The 16,668-nt window shown below is 63.8% G+C and carries 17 protein-coding genes, 1 pseudogene and 1 riboswitch; of the genes and pseudogenes, 16 read left to right on the top strand and 2 right to left on the bottom strand.

Annotated elements, in window-relative coordinates; all coding sequences use genetic code 11:
- The first annotated feature begins 160 nt into the window (after nucleotides 1-160).
- The 12 genes and pseudogenes from MRUB_RS04405 to MRUB_RS04355 all read left to right on the top strand — a co-directional run bounded on the left by MRUB_RS04405 (nucleotide 161) and on the right by MRUB_RS04355 (nucleotide 10,769).
- Nucleotides 161-1,312 carry a deoxyguanosinetriphosphate triphosphohydrolase gene (locus tag MRUB_RS04405; protein WP_013013156.1) on the top strand — a complete coding sequence of 384 codons (1,152 nt, stop codon included), beginning with the start codon at nucleotides 161-163 and terminating at the stop codon, nucleotides 1,310-1,312.
- A 104-nt stretch (nucleotides 1,313-1,416) separates the two neighbouring features.
- A complete protein-coding gene (locus MRUB_RS04400) occupies nucleotides 1,417-2,634 on the top strand; it encodes an aminotransferase-like domain-containing protein (protein WP_013013155.1) in 1,218 nt (405 codons plus the stop codon).
- A gap of 215 nt (nucleotides 2,635-2,849) precedes the next feature.
- Entirely contained in the window at nucleotides 2,850-5,177 is a 2,328-nt protein-coding gene (locus MRUB_RS04395) for a putative monovalent cation/H+ antiporter subunit A (protein ID WP_013013154.1), read from the top strand.
- A complete protein-coding gene (locus tag MRUB_RS04390; protein ID WP_013013153.1) occupies nucleotides 5,158-5,580 on the top strand; it encodes a Na+/H+ antiporter subunit B in 423 nt (140 codons plus the stop codon). Before MRUB_RS04395 ends, MRUB_RS04390 begins: the two co-directional genes overlap by 20 nt.
- The gene (locus MRUB_RS04385; RefSeq protein ID WP_013013152.1) at nucleotides 5,580-5,975 is read left to right on the top strand and encodes a sodium:proton antiporter; all 396 of its coding nucleotides are present in this window, start codon (nucleotides 5,580-5,582) and stop codon (nucleotides 5,973-5,975) included. Before MRUB_RS04390 ends, MRUB_RS04385 begins: the two co-directional genes overlap by 1 nt.
- The gene (locus tag MRUB_RS04380; protein WP_013013151.1) at nucleotides 5,972-7,453 is read left to right on the top strand and encodes a Na+/H+ antiporter subunit D; all 1,482 of its coding nucleotides are present in this window, start codon (nucleotides 5,972-5,974) and stop codon (nucleotides 7,451-7,453) included. Before MRUB_RS04385 ends, MRUB_RS04380 begins: the two co-directional genes overlap by 4 nt.
- Nucleotides 7,450-7,929: a Na+/H+ antiporter subunit E gene (locus tag MRUB_RS04375; RefSeq protein WP_013013150.1), complete on the top strand. Its 480-nt coding sequence runs from the start codon at nucleotides 7,450-7,452 to the stop codon at nucleotides 7,927-7,929. The genes MRUB_RS04380 and MRUB_RS04375 overlap by 4 nt, the downstream gene beginning before the upstream one ends.
- Nucleotides 7,926-8,192: an MrpF/PhaF family protein gene (locus tag MRUB_RS04370; protein WP_013013149.1), complete on the top strand. Its 267-nt coding sequence runs from the start codon at nucleotides 7,926-7,928 to the stop codon at nucleotides 8,190-8,192. Before MRUB_RS04375 ends, MRUB_RS04370 begins: the two co-directional genes overlap by 4 nt.
- Before the next feature lies 1 nt (nucleotide 8,193).
- Nucleotides 8,194-8,577: a monovalent cation/H(+) antiporter subunit G gene (gene mnhG / locus MRUB_RS04365; protein ID WP_013013148.1), complete on the top strand. Its 384-nt coding sequence runs from the start codon at nucleotides 8,194-8,196 to the stop codon at nucleotides 8,575-8,577.
- Between the two features lie 51 nt (nucleotides 8,578-8,628).
- Nucleotides 8,629-9,456, top strand: a complete 828-nt coding sequence (locus tag MRUB_RS04360) for an IS982 family transposase (RefSeq protein ID WP_013013147.1) — start codon at nucleotides 8,629-8,631, stop codon at nucleotides 9,454-9,456.
- Between the two features lie 185 nt (nucleotides 9,457-9,641).
- A pseudogene (locus MRUB_RS16330) lies at nucleotides 9,642-9,959 on the top strand (transposase); the annotation flags it as partial.
- Between the two features lie 171 nt (nucleotides 9,960-10,130).
- Entirely contained in the window at nucleotides 10,131-10,769 is a 639-nt protein-coding gene (locus MRUB_RS04355; RefSeq protein WP_024049969.1) for an HD domain-containing protein, read from the top strand.
- Here MRUB_RS04355 and MRUB_RS04350 read toward each other — a convergent pair.
- On the bottom strand, nucleotides 10,764-12,698 hold the full coding sequence (locus tag MRUB_RS04350; protein ID WP_013013144.1) for a single-stranded-DNA-specific exonuclease RecJ: 1,935 nt from the start codon (nucleotides 12,696-12,698) through the stop codon (nucleotides 10,764-10,766). The genes MRUB_RS04355 and MRUB_RS04350 overlap by 6 nt on opposite strands.
- A 99-nt stretch (nucleotides 12,699-12,797) precedes the next feature.
- The gene (locus tag MRUB_RS04345) at nucleotides 12,798-13,109 is read right to left on the bottom strand and encodes a LapA family protein (RefSeq protein WP_013013143.1); all 312 of its coding nucleotides are present in this window, start codon (nucleotides 13,107-13,109) and stop codon (nucleotides 12,798-12,800) included.
- A gap of 137 nt (nucleotides 13,110-13,246) precedes the next feature.
- A riboswitch (SAM riboswitch) is annotated at nucleotides 13,247-13,367 on the top strand.
- 3 nt (nucleotides 13,368-13,370) lie between these two features.
- Here MRUB_RS04345 and cysC point away from each other — a divergent pair.
- From cysC to MRUB_RS04325, 4 genes are all read left to right on the top strand, one after another.
- The gene (cysC, locus tag MRUB_RS04340; RefSeq protein ID WP_015586444.1) at nucleotides 13,371-14,012 is read left to right on the top strand and encodes an adenylyl-sulfate kinase; all 642 of its coding nucleotides are present in this window, start codon (nucleotides 13,371-13,373) and stop codon (nucleotides 14,010-14,012) included.
- Nucleotides 14,009-14,674, top strand: a complete 666-nt coding sequence (locus MRUB_RS04335; RefSeq protein ID WP_013013141.1) for a phosphoadenylyl-sulfate reductase — start codon at nucleotides 14,009-14,011, stop codon at nucleotides 14,672-14,674. The genes cysC and MRUB_RS04335 overlap by 4 nt, the downstream gene beginning before the upstream one ends.
- A 10-nt stretch (nucleotides 14,675-14,684) precedes the next feature.
- Nucleotides 14,685-15,854 carry a sulfate adenylyltransferase gene (sat, locus tag MRUB_RS04330; protein WP_013013140.1) on the top strand — a complete coding sequence of 390 codons (1,170 nt, stop codon included), beginning with the start codon at nucleotides 14,685-14,687 and terminating at the stop codon, nucleotides 15,852-15,854.
- A 63-nt stretch (nucleotides 15,855-15,917) separates the two neighbouring features.
- Nucleotides 15,918-16,667: a sulfite exporter TauE/SafE family protein gene (locus MRUB_RS04325; RefSeq protein WP_013013139.1), complete on the top strand. Its 750-nt coding sequence runs from the start codon at nucleotides 15,918-15,920 to the stop codon at nucleotides 16,665-16,667.
- Nucleotide 16,668: the final 1 nt, after the last annotated feature.

The raw sequence follows: 16,668 nt of genomic DNA, 5'->3' as shown, positions 1-16,668 counted from the left end.
ATTGCGCTCCGCAGAGCCGGGCTCACAGCTTTGCAGGCGTGGAAGAGGTGGGCATTTGAAAGGCCGTTCGCAGTTGTCGAGCTGGATGGTTTCGAAGAGTGTAGGGCTGTTAGCTACCGCCGGTTTGTCAGGGGCACGGGGGCAAGCGTAGACTGAGCCCATGTTGTTCGAACGCAGCCGCCTCGAGGCCCTCGAGGCCCAGTACCTCGCCCCTTACGCCGTTAAGTCGGGCCAGAGCCGGGGCCGCGAACACCCCGAGCCCGAGTCGCGCTACCGCACCCCCTTCCAGAAAGACCGCGACCGCGTCAACCACACCACCGCCTTCCGGCGCTTGCAGTACAAAACCCAGGTGTTTGTGAACTTCGAGGGGGACTACTACCGCACCCGCCTGACCCACACCCTCGAGGTGGCCCAGGTGGCCCGCTCCATCGCCCGCGCCCTGGGGCTGAACCCCGAGCTCACCGAGACCATCGCCTTTGCCCACGACCTCGGGCATCCGCCCTTTGGGCACTCGGGCGAGGCGGTGCTGGACGGGCTGATGCAGGGGCACGGCGGCTTCGACCACAACAAGCAATCCATGCGCATCGTGACCTACCTCGAGCAGCGCTACCCCGGCTTTCGCGGCCTGAACCTGTGCTGGGAGACCCGCGAGGGCATCGTCAAGCACGAGACCCGCTACGACCTGCCCGACGCCGAGGGCTACGAGCCCCACCTACGCCCCAGCCTCGAGGCCCAGATCGTGAACCTGGCCGACGAGATCGCCTACAACGCCCACGACCTCGACGACGGCCTGCGCTCGGGGCTTTTGGTGCCCGGCCAGCTTGGGGAGGTCGAGCTTCTGCGGGAGTTGCTGAGGGAGCTGGGTATGCACCCCGACCGCTTCGACGAGATGAGCCGCCGGATTTTCATCCGTGAGCTGCTGGGCCTGATCATCACCGACACCATCACCGCCACCCATGCCCTGCTCGAGCAGCACCGGATAGATAGCCTCGAGGCCGTCCGTCGGCACCCGGCCCCCCTGGCGGTTTATTCCGAGACCCTCACCCGGCAACTGGACGAGCTGCGCGACTTTCTGTACGCCAACCTGTACCACCACTACTACGTGGTGCGGCAGGTGGGCAAGTCGCGCTTCGTGCTGGAAAAGCTCTTTGAGGCCTACACCCAGGACCCCCGCCTCCTGCCCCCCCAGGTGCAGAAAGCCGCCGAGACCGAGGGCATCCACCGCGCCGCCTGCGACTATATCGCCGGCATGACCGACCGCTTTGCTTTAGACGAGTACGCCCGGCTGTTTGAACCGGAGTTTCACCGCTGATGGAACGGCGCTTCCCATGCTGCATTGAGCCAGCATTGGCTTTTCCTAACGCCTTTGCGGCACAAACTATACAAAACGTCATATATGCGGGGTAGACTGGAAGGGTGGAAAACCTAGAAGCCAACTTTGAACCCCGCTTTGCCGCCCGAACAAAGCGCATCCAGGCCTCGACCATCCGCGAAATCCTCAAGCTCACCAGCCAGCCGGGCTACATCAGCTTTGCGGGGGGGCTGCCGGCGGCCGATCTCTTCCCCATAGAGCGCATCGGCGAGGCCACCCAGCGCATCCTGCGTGAGCAGGGGGTTCAGGCCTTGCAGTACAGCACCACCGAGGGCCACCTGCCCCTGCGGGAGTGGATTGCCAGCCGCGTACCCGGTGCCACCCCCGAGAACGTGCAGATAGTCTCGGGCTCGCAGCAGGGCCTCGACCTCATCGGCAAGGTGCTGATCGACCCCGGCTCGAGGGTGCTGGTGGAGGCCCCCACCTACCTGGGGGCGCTGAGCGCTTTCAACCCCTACGAGCCCGAGTATGTCTCGGTTCCCATGGACGACGAGGGGCTGGAGCTGGAGGCGCTCGAGGCCGCCCTCCAGGCCCGTCCCGTCAAGTTTATGTACGTGCTGCCCACCTTCCAGAACCCCTCAGGCCGGCTGATGGGCCTGGAGCGGCGCAGGGCCATCGTCGAGCTGGCCCGCAAATACCGAACCCCCATCCTGGAAGACGACGCCTACGCCGAGCTGTACTTCGACGGGAAGCCCCTGCCCACCCTCTACGCCCTCGACCACGCGCTGGGCGGCGGCAACGTGATCTATCTCAGCACCACCTCCAAGACCCTGGCCCCCGGCCTGCGGGTGGCCTGGGTGGTGGGGCCCCGGCCGCTGATTCAAAAAATCACCTTTGCCAAGCAGGGCGCCGACCTGCACACCCCCACCCTGAACCAGATGCTGGTCTACGAACTGGTGCGGGATGGGGCCTGGTACGGCGAACAGATCGACAAAATCCGCCAGACCTACCAGACCCGTTGCCACTGGATGCTGCAGGCCCTGCAAAAATACATGCCCGAGGACATGGGTTGGATTGTGCCGAAAGGGGGAATGTTCTTCTGGCTCACCGCCCCCGCGGGGCTGGACAGCCTCGAGCTCCTCAAAAAGGCCGTGGAGGAGAAGACGGCCTTCGTACCGGGGCAGCCCTTCTTTGCCGATGGCAGCGGCAAGAACACCCTGCGGCTTTCGTACTCGAGCGCCTCGCACGAACAGATCGAGGATGGCCTCCAGCGCCTGGGCCGGGCCATCCACCGGATGCTGGGGCGGGCGCCGGTGGCCTAACCCTGGCAGCCCGACCTCCGATGGCCTAAACCTCGAAAGAACACGCCGACCACAAGGGCCTCCGGCGTGCTGTTAGCGCATCGAGGCTCCCGCCCGATTCGGTATAATGCGCCCTGAAAAACCAAAGCTGCCTGTGGGCGGCATTTTATGGTGGAGGCTGTCAAAGGTCTCTGCCGTTTGTTATGGTGTGAGGGGTTTTTGTATCGGAGTGCGCTATGGTGGTTGCGATACTGGTTGCTTTTTTAGGAGCGCTGGCGGCGCCCTGGGTTTTCCGCTGGCTGGGCAACGCGGCGGGCTGGGGGCTGGCCCTGTTGCCGCTGGGCCTTGCGGTCTACTTTGCCAGCCTGCTGCCGGACGTGGTGGGGGGCCAGACCCTCCGGCACAGCCTGGTCTGGGTGCCCAGCCTGGGGGTCAACTTTTCCTTCTACCTGGACGGGCTTTCGCTTCTGTTCGCCCTGCTTATCACCGGCATCGGCACCTTTATTGTGATCTACTCGGGCGGCTACCTGAAGGGCCACCCCGACCTGGGCCGGTTCTACCTGGTCATTCTGCTCTTCATGGCCTCCATGCTGGGGCTGGTACTGGCCGACAACGTCGTGACCCTGTTCGTGATGTGGGAGCTGACCAGCCTCACCTCGTACCTGCTGATCGGCTTCAACCATAGCGAGTTCAGGTCACGCCGGGCCGCCACCCAGGCTTTGCTGGTGACGGCAGGTGGAGGACTGGCTCTGCTGGCCGGGCTGATTCTTTTGGCCCTCATGGGCGGCTCGCTGGAGATCTCCGAGCTGCTGGGCCAGGGCCAGGTACTGCGCGAGCATCCGCTCTACCTGCCCACCCTCATCCTGGTGCTTCTGGGGGCCTTTACCAAGTCGGCGCAGTTTCCCTTCCACTTCTGGCTGCCCAACGCCATGGAAGCCCCCACCCCGGTCTCGGCCTACCTGCACTCGGCCACCATGGTCAAGGCTGGGGTCTACCTGCTGGCCCGGCTCCAGCCGGCCCTTGGGGGCAGCGAGGTCTGGAGCAGCGCCCTGATGGTCTTCGGGCTGGCCACCCTGCTCACCGGGGCTGCCCTCACCTTCCGCCACACCGACCTCAAGCGCCTGCTGGCCTACTCCACGGTGGCTGCGCTGGGGGCGCTGGTCTTCTTAATCGGGCTGGTGCCGCTCACCAGCTACTACGCGGCCATGGCCTTTGCCACCTTTCTGCTGGCTCACTCGCTCTACAAAGGCGGGCTCTTCATGGCCGCGGGTGCAGTGGACCACGAGGCCGGCACCCGCGACATCACCCAGCTCGGGGGCCTTTTCCGGGTGATGCCCCTCACCGGGGTGGCGGTGGTGCTGGCCGCGCTCTCGCTGGCCGGGTTGCCGCCGGTGCTGGGCTTTATCGGTAAGGAAGTGCTGTATGTGGCCGCGCTGCAGGCGGCCCCGGCCTGGATGGTGGGGCTGGCGGTGCTGGGCTTTGCGGTGGGGGCCATGCTGGCGCTGCTGCTGGTGGTGCCTTTCTTCCGGGGTCAGCCGCCTCAAAAGGTACACGAGGGGCCGCCCAGCCTGTGGCTGGGGCCCCTGGTGCTGGCGGGCTTGGGCTTGTTGCTGGGCTTCTTTCCGGGGCTCTACAACCCCCTGGCCGATGCAGTCGCCAGCGCGGTGAAGGGGCAGGCTGTGGCCTACCACCTGAAGCTCTGGCCCGGCTTCAACCCGGCCTTTCTCCTGAGTCTCTTAACGGTACTGCTGGGGGTGGGGTTTTACTTCCTCTATCCCCGTCTGCGGGCCTGGATGGCCCAGGAACCCATCCCTGGGCCAGAAAACGCCTATGTGGCCCTCCTGCGTGGGCTGATGCGGCTGGCGGCGGGGGTGGAGCGCCTGCTGCAGAGCGGTTCGCTGCGGGCTTACCTGGTCTGGACGTTTGGGGGGCTGGTGGGGCTGGTGGGGCTGGCCCTCTTCCGCAGCGGCGTGCTGCTCTGGCCGGCGGGGGCCTCGAGCCCCACGCCCGAGCAGGTGCTGCTGCTAGCCCTGATGCTCCTGGGGGCCATCGGGGCACTGCGGCTGCGCTCGCACCTGGCGATGGTGGTGGTGCTGGGCGTGGTGGGGGCGGGGGTAGCCCTGGTCTTTTTGTTGCAAAACGCCCCCGACCTCTCGATTACCCAGTTTCTGGTGGAGACCCTCACCGCCATCCTGATCGCCCTGGTGCTGCTACAGATTCGCAACATCGGGCCGGTGCCCCGTGGGCGCTGGCTGGATAAGGTGGTGGCCCTGGGCTTTGGCGGGCTGGTGACCCTCTTGATGCTGGGGGTGCTGGCGCAGCCCCTCGAGCTACACCTGAGCCAGTTTTTTGCCCAGAAAAGCCTACCCGAAGGCTTCGGGCGCAACATCGTGAACGTGATTCTGGTGGATTTCCGCGGCCTGGACACCTTCGGCGAGATCACCGTGGTGGGGCTGGCCGGGCTGGGGGTCTGGGTTCTTTTGGCGAACGGTCGCGCCAGCGGAGAACCATCCCCCAATGGAAACAGCAACGGGAGGAGCGACCATGAACACCCTGATTCTTAAGACCACCTCGAGGTTCCTCTTCACCCTTCTGCTTCTACTCTCGGTCTTTTTGCTCCTGCGCGGCCACAACGAGCCGGGCGGGGGCTTTATCGGGGCCCTGGTGGCGGTGGGGGCCTATGCGCTGTTTGCCCTGGCGCACGGGCTTTCCGCGGCCCGCAAACTCCTGCCCCTTCCCCCTTTGCGCCTGGTGGGGTGGGGCCTGCTGGTAGCCCTTCTGAGCGCCCTGCCGGCCTTGCTGCTGGGCCAGCCCCTCATGACCGGGCAGTGGTTCAGCCTGCTGGGCGTGAAGATGGGCACCCCGGTCATCTTCGACATCGGGGTCTACCTGACCGTGTTCGGGGCGCTGCTCTCGGCTATTTTTGGGCTCGAGGAGGCCGCACACCATCCTTCGGAGGGCGCCTGATGGAAATCCTGCTCTCGTTCCTGGTGGGTGCTCTGATGGCGGTGGGGGTCTATCTGATGCTCCGGCCCCATCTGATTCAGTTTCTGATTGGCTTTCTGGTGCTGGGCAACGCCGCCAACCTGCTAATCTTTACCGCAGGCCGGCTGGGCAGCCAGTTCCCGCCCCTGGTGCTGCCCGACGGTACGGTGCCAGAGCCCTACGCCAACCCCCTGCCCCAGGCCCTGATCCTCACCGCAATCGTGATTGGTTTTGGTCTGGCGGCTTTCGGCATCGTGCTCTTCTACCGGGCCCAGCAAGCCCTGGGCACCCTGAACGCCGAGACCATCCTCGAGGCTTCTGAACCGGCCCCGGCCCCCTCACCGGTGGACGAGGTGCGGGAGGAGGGGGCCCGATGAGCTGGCTGCTGGTGCTCCCCTTGCTGGTTCCCCTCACCACCGGCATCCTGTGCCTGGTGCTGTCGGGCCGCACCGCCCAACGGGTACTGGGCCTGGCGGGGGCCCTGGGCCTGCTGGCCGCAGGCCTGGCCCTGTTAACCCAGGTTCAGCGCCAGGGCATCCAGGCCGTGCAAATTGGCAACTGGCCGGCTCCCTTCGGTATCACCTTTGTGGCCGACCACCTCTCGGCCCTGATGGTGCTGATCACCGGGGTGGTGGCGGTGGCGGTGGCGCTTTTTGCCCTGGCTGAAGGCGATCAGTCCCGCGAGGGCCTGGGCTACTACGCCCTGGGCCACCTGTTGCTGTTTGGGGTGAACGGGGCCTTCCTGACCGGCGACCTGTTCAACCTGTATGTCTGGTTCGAGGTGCTGCTGCTTTCCTCGTTTGTGCTGATGGTTCTGGGAGGCAACCGGGCCCAACTGGCCGGCGGGGTCAAGTACTTCGCGGTCTCGCTTCTGTCCTCGATCTTCTTCCTGGTGGCAGTGGGCCTGCTGTACGGGGCAACCGGGGCCCTGAACATGGCCGACCTGGCCCTCCGGGTGGACAGGGTTCATCCGGGGCTGCTCTCGGCTTTGTCCATGCTGTTTCTGGTGGCGTTTGGGCTGAAGGCCGCTGTTTTTCCTTTCTTCTTCTGGCTGCCAGCCTCCTACCCGGCCCCTCCCGCCATGATCTCGGCCCTTTTTGCCGGGCTTCTGACCAAGGTGGGGGTGTACGCCCTGATCCGGGTCTTCACCCTGCTCTTTACCCACGACACCGGGTTTACCCATAGCCTGATCCTCTGGGTTGCCGGTTTTACCTTACTCCTGGGGGTGCTGATGGTGCTGGCCCAGGGGGAGCTCAGGCGGCTGTTGTCGTTCCAGCTGGTGAGTCACATCGGCTATATGCTGATGGGCCTGGGCATCCTGACCCCGCTGGCCCTGGCCGGCTCGGTGTTTTACGCGCTCAACCACATGATTGTGATTGCCGCGCTCTTTTTGCTGGCCGGCCTCTTGCAGCGCCTGCAGGGCACCACGGTACTGGTGCGGATGGGCGGGCTGTACAGGCCCTATCCCTGGCTGGCGGTCTTGTTCCTGTTGCCGGCCTTCTCGCTGGCCGGGCTGCCGCCCTTCTCGGGCTTCTGGGCCAAATACACACTGGTGGCAGCCGGGTTGCAGGCCGGGCAGTACGGGATTGTGGTGGTGGCTTTGCTGGTGGGCCTGCTAACCCTGCTCTCGATGGGGCTGGTCTTCGCCGAGGTGTTCTGGAAGAAGGCCCCAGAGGGGGCCAGGTCGGCCCCGGGGGGCCTGGCTGGCCTGGTGCTGCCGGTGGGCCTGCTGGCAGTTCTGACGCTGGGGATTGGGCTCTGGGCCGAGCCGCTTCTGAGCCTCTCGCAGACCGCCGCGCGGGAGCTGCTCGAGCCATCCGGGTACATCCAGGCGGTGCTGGGGGTGAGCCGATGAGGGCTTTTGTGTACAACGTGGTGCTGACCATCTTCTGGATGGCCGTGACCGAAGCCTTTACCCTCGAGAACTTTTTGGTGGGTTTTGCCATCAGCTTCCTGATTCTGCTGCTGGCCCGCCCACTCTTCGATGCCCCCTCGAGGCGCTACTTCACCCTGGCCTGGAAGCTGCCCCGCTTTGTACTTCTGATGCTGTGGGAGATCGTGCTCTCGAGCCTGCGGGTGGCCCAGGCGGTGCTCTCGCCCCGGCTGCCCATCAAGCCCGGCATCATCGCCTACCCGCTGGAGGTCAAGAGCGACCTCGAGATCACCCTGCTGGCCAACCTGATCACCCTCACGCCGGGCACCCTGAGCCTGGACGTCTCCTCCGACCGCAAGGTGCTCTATGTGCACGGGATGTTTGTGGACGACCCGCAAAAGGTGATCGAGTCCACCCACGAAAGCCTGGAAAAAGCCGTCCTGGAGGTAACCCGATGAGTTTTCTGGAGGTCATGCTGCTGGCTTTGATGCTGACCCTGCCCTTCGCGCTGTACCGCCTGGTGAAGGGGCCGACCCTACCCGACCGGGTGGTGGGCCTCGATCTGATCACCACGCTCTCGGTGGCGCTGGCCGCCCTGTACGCCCTGGTAAGCGGCCAGACCGCTTTTTTGGATGTGGCCATCGCACTGGCTCTGTTTGCCTTTTTAGCCACGCTGGGGCTGGCCCGTTACATCGAGTACCGGGGCCACAAGGGGGACTGAGATGCTTGAATGGCTGGTGTATATCCTGGTGCTGGGCGGGGTGTTCTTTCTGTTTATTGCGGCCATCGGGGTGGTGCGGATGCCCGATCTATACAACCGCATGCACGCCACCTCCAAAGCCGGCACCCTGGGGGTGGGCCTGATCCTGGTGGCGGTGGCAGTGTTTTATCAGGAACTCTCGGTGGCGGCCCGCGCGCTCTCGACCCTGGCTTTTATTGTTCTAACCGCACCGGTAGCCGCCCATGCCCTGGGCCGCGCGGCCTACCTCTCGGGGGTCAAGCCCAGCCAGGACACCTACATAGACGAGCTGGCCGGGCACTACCAGGCCAACCACAGGCTCGAGTCGGTGGAGACCGAGGCTAAGCAAAGAAGGTTCAAGCAGTAAAAATAACTCAAGTTGCCACCTATCCTGACTACGCAGAAAATAAAGGCCACTATGAACTGGACTGTTCTAGTGGCCTTCTGCATTATAGACGATCTGCTCAAGACCCTCGGACACAAGGACGACCCCCAGAGCAAGACCCCCGCCAGCGTCGTCCTCACCCTCTGGATTCTGGCCGCCCTGGCTTTCGCTGGAAAGCACAAGCACGCCCTGATCTATGCCAAAGAGCAGGGTCTTTTCAGCTACATCCCCTCCCCCAGCCGCTTCAGCCGACGGCTGCACAGCCTGGCCCACTGGATACCGCTGCTATTGTCCCTGAGCAAGACTTTATGGGAGCAGCTAAGCTCAGTGGAGCACTACATCCTCGACACCTTACCCCTGCCGGTCTGTGAAAACATCCGCGCGCCCCGTTGCTGCCTGGCCCCAGCCCGCGTATACCGGGGCTACATTCCCAGCAAACGCAGCTACTTCCACGGACTCAAGCTCCACCTGGTCTGCACGGATAACCAGTGGATCAGCGAAGTTCTCCTCACCCCTGGCGCTACCGCGGACGTGGAGGGGTTGTATCGGCTGCCGCTGGACTTGCCGCAGGGAAGCGAGCTGTACGTGGATCGGGGGTACACCGACTATCAGGCCGAAGATGACCTGGCCATGGCTGAGGGCATCCGGCTGCGCACCATCCGCAAGGGGAACTCCAAGCGCTACCACCCACCCGGTCAGTTCATAGCCACCGTGGGCAGGAAGATTATCGAGTCGGTGGGTGCTGCCCTGACGGAACTATTCCCCAAGCGCATACATGCCACGACCCTCCAGGGCTTTGTGCTCAAGGTGTGGGGCTTCATCTTTGCCCACAACTTCAGGCGGCTGGCTAGTATTTTGTAGGTGGCAACTTGGGTTAAAAATACCTTCGTGTGCTACTTGACTCACCCCTGGGGGATGTGAAAAAAGAGGGGGTGCTATGGAACCCCACCGCGAGCACCCCCTTATCTTGACGCAGAAACCCTCCCGGTGGCGGGTAGATGACGAGCTCAAAGCCCTGCAAGCTCAGGGTACCCGCCCAGAAGGGACAAAACGCTCAGACCCTCCTCACCTATCTCGCCCTGAGGCTCGTGGGCGGATCTAAAACCCATCCCCCTGGCCCAGGGTCACCGCATCCACAGCCTGGCCCTGCTAGGGAATCGGGGGTGCCGGGGGTGAAGACGCCGCCCTATCGTTTGCGGGGGGGAATGGATGGGTAGAGTGCGGAAGCGGATAGAATGGTGCGGCTTCACCGTATAGAGGCCCGGTCGTTTGCGGGTTTCCTGGCGCAGGTGAGCCTGATTCTGCTGGTGCACAACCTCATTCGGAGTCATCTGCTGCTCAGGATGGCAGGGGTGGAGGTGTGAGTATCAGGTAGCACACGCAGGAATAAATCCACCCACCCCGACTGACGGGCCTCCCGCTTATAGGCATTTCGATCGGCTTGAATCCTTCACCTCTGACCGGGCCTGGCGGTAAAGGATTCCAGGCCGTTCATTCGTGCTATGCTGCATTTTGTTGGCTCGTCGGAAGACAGCATGAGGCGTGAATTTCAGCTATCGAACGGGGGCCGCCAGCGGCTGATAGGTCGCTGGAATGCCCTGTGCAGCTCGCTTGGGCTTGATCCCGACCAGCATTTTTCCGTACTGGACGACCTGCTCATCCGGTATACCGAGCCCCAGCGGTACTACCACAACCTGGCCCACCTCGACGCCCTGCTAGCACTCCTGCCAGCCCAGCCGCACCTCGAGCTTGCGGTCTGGTTCCACGACGCGGTCTACGACCCCACCCGCACCGATAACGAGCCGCAAAGCGCCCGCCTGGCCGAACAAAGCCTCCAGCGCCTGGGGGTGGCCCCAGCGCTCATCCAGCGGGTGGTGGGCCTTATTCTTGCCACACAGCACCACCGCTCAGACGACCTCGAGACCGCGCTTTTTTTGGATGCAGATCTTGCCATCCTGGGGGCCGAGGCCCGAACCTATCGGGCCTATGCTCGAGCCATTCGGCTGGAGTACGCCTGGCTGCCAGAGGCCCTGTTCAAAGAGCGGCGGGCTATGGTGATTCGCCAGTTTCTCTCGCGTGAGCGCATCTATCAGACCGCGGGGTTTGCCGGGCTGGAGCAGCCCGCCCGCAACAACCTGCAAGGTGAGCTGGCAGCGCTGGTTCGGCCCTCATAAAGCCTGCCAGTAACGCTCGAGGCTCTCCGCCAACTGCGCCGCCAGCCCCAGGCGGTAGGCTGTAGCCACCCGGCGGCCCAGCGCCTGCACCAGCGGATCGGGCGCGGCCTCCAGAGCCCGCAGGGCCTTCTCCGAAAGGGCGATGTAAACCCGCCGGGGGTGGGCCGGCTGGGTCGGCAGGCTGAACCAGTACTCGGCCTCTTCGGGCTTCACCACTAAGGCCCCCCGCTCGATAAACCAGCCGGCCCCCTCGGGGTGCACATACACCCTGGCGGCCTGGGCAATGGCCTGGCGCACCGCCTCGGCCAATGGCAGTGGAATAGCCCACCCCGATGGCGGGGCGGCCGTTAGTGGCCGGTAGGCCTGGGCCCTCAGCTCGATGCTCTGTTCGCCGTTCCAGCGGTTCAGCGCCAGCCCCGCGGCCAGCTCGAGGGCCTCGGGCAGGCGCTCGCCGTTGTCGCGCCACTTTACAACCCGAACCCCGTTCAAACGGAACGATAGGTGCTTGCCCTCGCCCATGGTGCGCACATATTCCGGCCTGCCTTGGGTATAAAACAACGGTTCGGGGTTGCCCTCACCCAGGGGTTCTAGCAATTGTAAGGCTCGGTGCAGCTCGTCTAAGTCTTCCCCATCCAGCCATCCGTCCAGCACAATCTCGGGTTCTGGCACCGGGAACTGCGCTGCATAGCGGTGGATGGCCTCGGTAAAGGCCGGGATCTGGCTTTCTCGAATGGCAAACCCCGCCGCTTGGGCGTGGCCCCCAAAGCGCTCGAGGTAGGCCCTGGCGGACTGCAAAGCCCCCACCGCGCTGATACCGGGTGTGGAGCGCACCGACCCCTTGCCCTCGGCGATGATAAACACCGGCTTGTAGTAGCGCTCGAGCACCCGGCTGGCCACAATGCCCATCACCCCAGGGTGCCCTTCGGCATCGTGGATGACCAACGCCGGATGGGTGGGGTCAAGGGTGGGCCAGATGCGTTCCAGCATGGCCTCTTCGATGCGCTGCCGCTGCACATTGAGCTGGGTTAGGCGCTCCGCCAGGACACCGGCTTGCAAAACATCCTGAGTGGTGAGGAGTTCCAGGGCGATCCCGGCCTGCCCCAGCCTCGAGGCCGCATTAATGCGGGGCGCGATGCGAAAGGCAATCTCGCTGGCGCTGAATTCCTGGCAGTGTTCCGCTGCCAGTACTTTGAGGCCCAGGTTGGCGGAGTCGCGCAGGCGGCGCAACCCCTCCTGAACCAGGGCCCGATTAAAGCCCTGCAAAGGGGCCACGTCGGCCACCGTACCAATTGCGGCCAGGTCGGCGTACTCTAAGGGTGGATCCCGGCCCAGCAGTTCGTACACCTGCCACAGCAGCAAGAAGGCCACCCCCGAACCGGTGGGGTGCGCCTGGCCTTGCAGCCCGGGCGAGAGGGCCGGGTGCACCACCAGGCCCGGCGGCGGCGCAGCGCCCGGCGAATGGTGATCGGTGACCAGCACCGAGACCCCATTCTCGACCAGCGCGCGCAGCTCGGCATGGTTGGTGATACCGCAGTCTACCGTGATGAACAGGTCGCAGGCCTCGAGGTGCTCCGGCACCCGATCCATCAGCACCCCGTAGCCCTCCTCCAGGCGGTGGGGGATAAAGGCATGGATCTCGGCGCCCAGCCTCTCCAAACCGTTCAGCAGCAGCGCCGTGCCGGTCAAGCCGTCGGCGTCGTAATCGCCGTGAACCCGGATGCGCTCGCGTTTTTCCAAAGCTTCAATGATGCGCAAAGCCGCCTGCTTGAGGCCATCGATGGGAAGGCATACCAGGGGGGGCTCGAGGTCTTCTTTTCGCCGAAACCCCCGGTTCCAGAAGACCGCCGCCGCCAGCGGGGGTATACCCAGTTGCTCAATTAATGGTCGAAGTTCGGCCACATGGGGCCATTCACGGAGTCTCCACTTCATCCAGATCTCCACCACACCCGATCCACCCGGCGCCCCCAGGTTACAGGCAGGATGGGCCTCTGTCTCTTCCCATCGGGGGGGCTTGCTGGCTGCTTCTACTCAAGCTGTCCGATCCGGGATGACCGGGGTTTCTTCGGGGTGTTGTTTTTTGAGGGCCTCGAGCTCACCCCTGGCCTGGCGCAATTCCAGGTTGCGCTGGCGCAAGACGGCCTGGGCCCTTATCCAGCCGGTCAAGACGTATAGGCCCATCACCACCAGACCCAGCCCAAAAGCCCCCACCCACAACAGGCTCAGGTGAACCAGGCCCCAGGGCGTGCCGATCATCAACCCAGGCTGCAGCGCATACAGAACCCAGGCCACCGCGGCTACCCCCAGCACCACCGCGAAGGCCAGCGCACTCAGAACTTTCATACTTAGAAGTCTACCGCAGTTCTGAGTGAGAAAAGCGCCCAGGCTTGCGCAGACCATCGCTCGGTTAGTTTACAAAAGTTGTAACTTATGCTAGCCTACCCTTCACCAGGCGGCCGTGCCTGGTATCAAGGCTCTAGGCCTTATCCAGAGCAGCGGACAGGGCAACTGCCCGACGGGAACGGCCCGATGAAGCTGCGGCAACCTGCCAAAGGCAAGGTGCCAATTCCGGCCCGGCCTCTGCGCCGGGAAAGATAAGGGGGTTTGAATATCTTGGAAAAGTCGAGCACCATCTCCTCAATCCACACAGGTTATTCCGCTCCAGCCAGCAGCAAGATATCCAAAGGGCAGCGCCGCCAACCATCCCTTTCGCCAGGGGTTGTAATCTGGTTCACCGGTCTTTCCGGCGCCGGTAAAACCACCCTGGCCCGGGCCCTCGAGGTGCTCCTGTACGAAGCCGGATACCCGGTGGAGCATCTCGATGGCGATGCGGTGCGGGAGCACTTATCGAAAGGCCTGGGTTTTAGCCGGGAAGACCGCGACACCAACATCCGCCGCATCGGCTATGTGGCCAACCTGCTGGCTAAACATGGGGTTCTGGTGCTGGTAAGCGCCATCAGCCCCTACCGTTCCACCCGTGAAGCCGTGCTGGCCGAAGCCCCCAGAAAGCTCGAGGTCTACGTGGACGCCCCCCTGAAGGTGCTGATTCAAAGGGACGTGAAGGGCCTGTACGCCCGGGCCCTGCGCGGTGAAATACCGCACTTTACCGGAATTTCAGACCCGTACGAGCCCCCTTTGAACCCCGACCTGCACCTGCGCACCGATCAGATGAGCCTGCAGGAGTGCCTCAGCCGCCTGCTGGCGGCCCTGGCCCCTTTTGGCGTTGAGGAGGTACCCAAACGGTGATCCCTGAACACTGGAACCCCCAAACCCCGCCCCTCGAGGTCATCCAGTGGGCCCTGGAGCATTACCCCGACCTTATCATCACCAGCGCCTTCAACCTCAATGGGGTGGTGCTGCTCGAGCTGGCCGCACAGGCCGGCTATACCGGTGAGGTGGTGTTTGTAGACACCGGCTATCATTTCCCGGAGACCCTCGAGACCCGCGACCGTCTGTCGGCCCGTTATACGCAGATGCGCTTTGTAACCCTCAGCGCTGGGCTCCCGCCCGACCCCTGGGGACAGGAGCGCTTCCGCAGCGACCCCGACGGCTGCTGCAACGCGCGCAAAGTAGCCCCCCTACGCGCCTATCTCTCACAAAAGAATCCTTCGGCGCTGCTAAACGCCCGCAGCCGGGATCAGGCCTCCACCCGCCAAGGGCTGGATTTTCTCGAGCCCGGCCAGCGGTTGCGCATCAATCCGCTGGCCTACTGGCATCGCGCCCAGCTCGAGGCCTTTGCTCAAAAGCACCAACTTTTCGTTAACCCTCTGTACTGGTCGGGGTTTCTCAGCATCGGCTGCTGGCCCTGCACCCGCGCCGTGCGCCCCGGTGAGGAGGCCCGGGCTGGTCGCTGGTCAGGCCGGGGCAAAACCGAGTGCGGCCTGTGGCAGGGTGAACAAGCCTTGTAGGAGTTTTTTTATGGCTGAAAAACTTACAAATGTTGTAAACTTACCATCACCACACGGCGGAACGCTGGTTGAGCGCATACTGCAGGCCGACCCTCGAGAATACGAGCACCTCCCAGCCCTCGAGCTGGACGCACAGGGCTACGCTGACCTCGAGCTGATCGCCACCGGGGTCTACTCGCCCCTGCAAGGGTTCATGGGGGAGGCCGATTACCAACGCGTGCTGGAGGAAATGCGGCTGTCCAACGGCCTGCCCTGGAGCATTCCCATCACCCTGGCAGTCTCGCGCTCGCAAGCCGCCCTGTACCGCCAGCGTGTGCGCCTGGTCTGGCATGGGAGAACGGTAGGCTTGCTCGAGGTAGAAGAGCGGTATCAACCCGACAAAAGACAGGAGGCCCTGGCGATCTACCGCACCGCCGACCCCGCCCACCCCGGGGTGGCCGCCCTGCTGGCTCGAGGCGAGGTGTACCTGGCCGGGGGCGTGTATTTGTTACACCTGGATCGGGGGCCGTTTCCCGAGCACCACCACACCCCCCGGGAGACCCGGCAAATTTTTGCGCAACGGGGCTGGAAAACGGTGGTCGCTTTTCAAACCCGCAACCCCATCCACCGGGCCCACGAATACCTGCACAAAGTAGCCCTGGAGCAGCTCGACGGGCTGTTCCTCAACCCCCTGGTCGGCGCCACCAAGTCCGACGACATCCCGGCTTCTGTGCGCATGCAGGCTTATAAGGTGCTCCTGGAACATTACTACCCCAAAGAGCGGGTTCTGCTGGGGGTCTATCCTGCCGCCATGCGTTACGCGGGGCCCCGTGAAGCCGTTTTACACGCCATCAGCCGGAAAAACTACGGCTGTACCCATTTCATTGTGGGCCGCGACCATGCGGGCGTCGGCCAGTACTACGGCCCGTATGAAGCCCAGGAAATTTTCTCGGCCTTCGAGCCCGAGGAAATCGGCATACAAATAGTCAAGTTTGAGCATTCTTTCTACTGCCAGGCCTGCCACGCCATCGTCACGCCCCGCACCTGCCCCCACGACAGCAAACACCACCTGGTGCTCTCCGGCACCCGCGTGCGCGAGCTGCTACGCGCAGGGGCGCCTTTACCCGCCGAGTTCACCCGACCTGAGGTGGCCGCGGTGTTGCGTTCCGCCTATCAGGCCGAGGCCTTAGAACGTCGCTAGGGCTCTGAGGAGACACCCGGCTTCTCAGGTATCCGGGCAGCTACCAGGCTGGAGGTAAGTTGGATGCTCGAGGTTGTCATAGGCTTCATCATCGCCCTGTGCATCGGCCTGACTGGGGTCGGCGGGGGCACCCTCACCACCCCGCTGCTGATCCTGGCGCTGGGGGTTCCACCCGAAGTCGCTGTTGGCACAGCCCTGCTTTTCTCTATGCTGGCAAAGATTCCCGCTGGGTGGGTTTACTGGCAAAAGCAAGGGGTTAATTGGCAAGCCCTGCGCCTGTTGTTAGCTGGCGGTATTCCGGCCGCTGTAGCCGGCAGCCTGCTGCTACACTCCTTCAAGGTGCATAAAGAGGCGGTGCTGGCCGGCATAGGTCTGATTATTTTGTCGGTAGCGGTCATCAACCTGGCGATCACCCTTAGAAAGCTATCTCCCCGACCCCTAGCCCCCCAGTGGATTGTGGTCGTCGCCGCCTTCATTGGTCTGGAGGTGGGTTTTTCCTCGGCAGGGGCCGGGGCTCTGGGCACTTTACTGCTGATGAGCGGAACCCGCCTGGCCCCCAGGGAAATAGTGGGTACAGATCTCTGGTTTGGCCTTGGGCTATCTGCTTTGGCCGGTGGGCTGCACGCAGCGCTGGGTCAGACCGACTGGCTACTGCTAACCAAGCTGGCCTGCGGCGGTTGGATCGGCTCCTTGCTGGGGGCCTGGCTGGGCCAGCGGGTCAACCAGCGGCCTTTCCGCATAGGGCTTTTGCTCTGGCTTATGCTGATCGGTTCACACCTGATTCTACGAGGCATACCCGCCCTGGCGAGGTGAG

This window comes from Meiothermus ruber DSM 1279 (assembly GCF_000024425.1).
Lineage (GTDB): Bacteria > Deinococcota > Deinococci > Deinococcales > Thermaceae > Meiothermus > Meiothermus ruber.
This window is presented reverse-complemented; position numbering and strand designations above follow the sequence as displayed.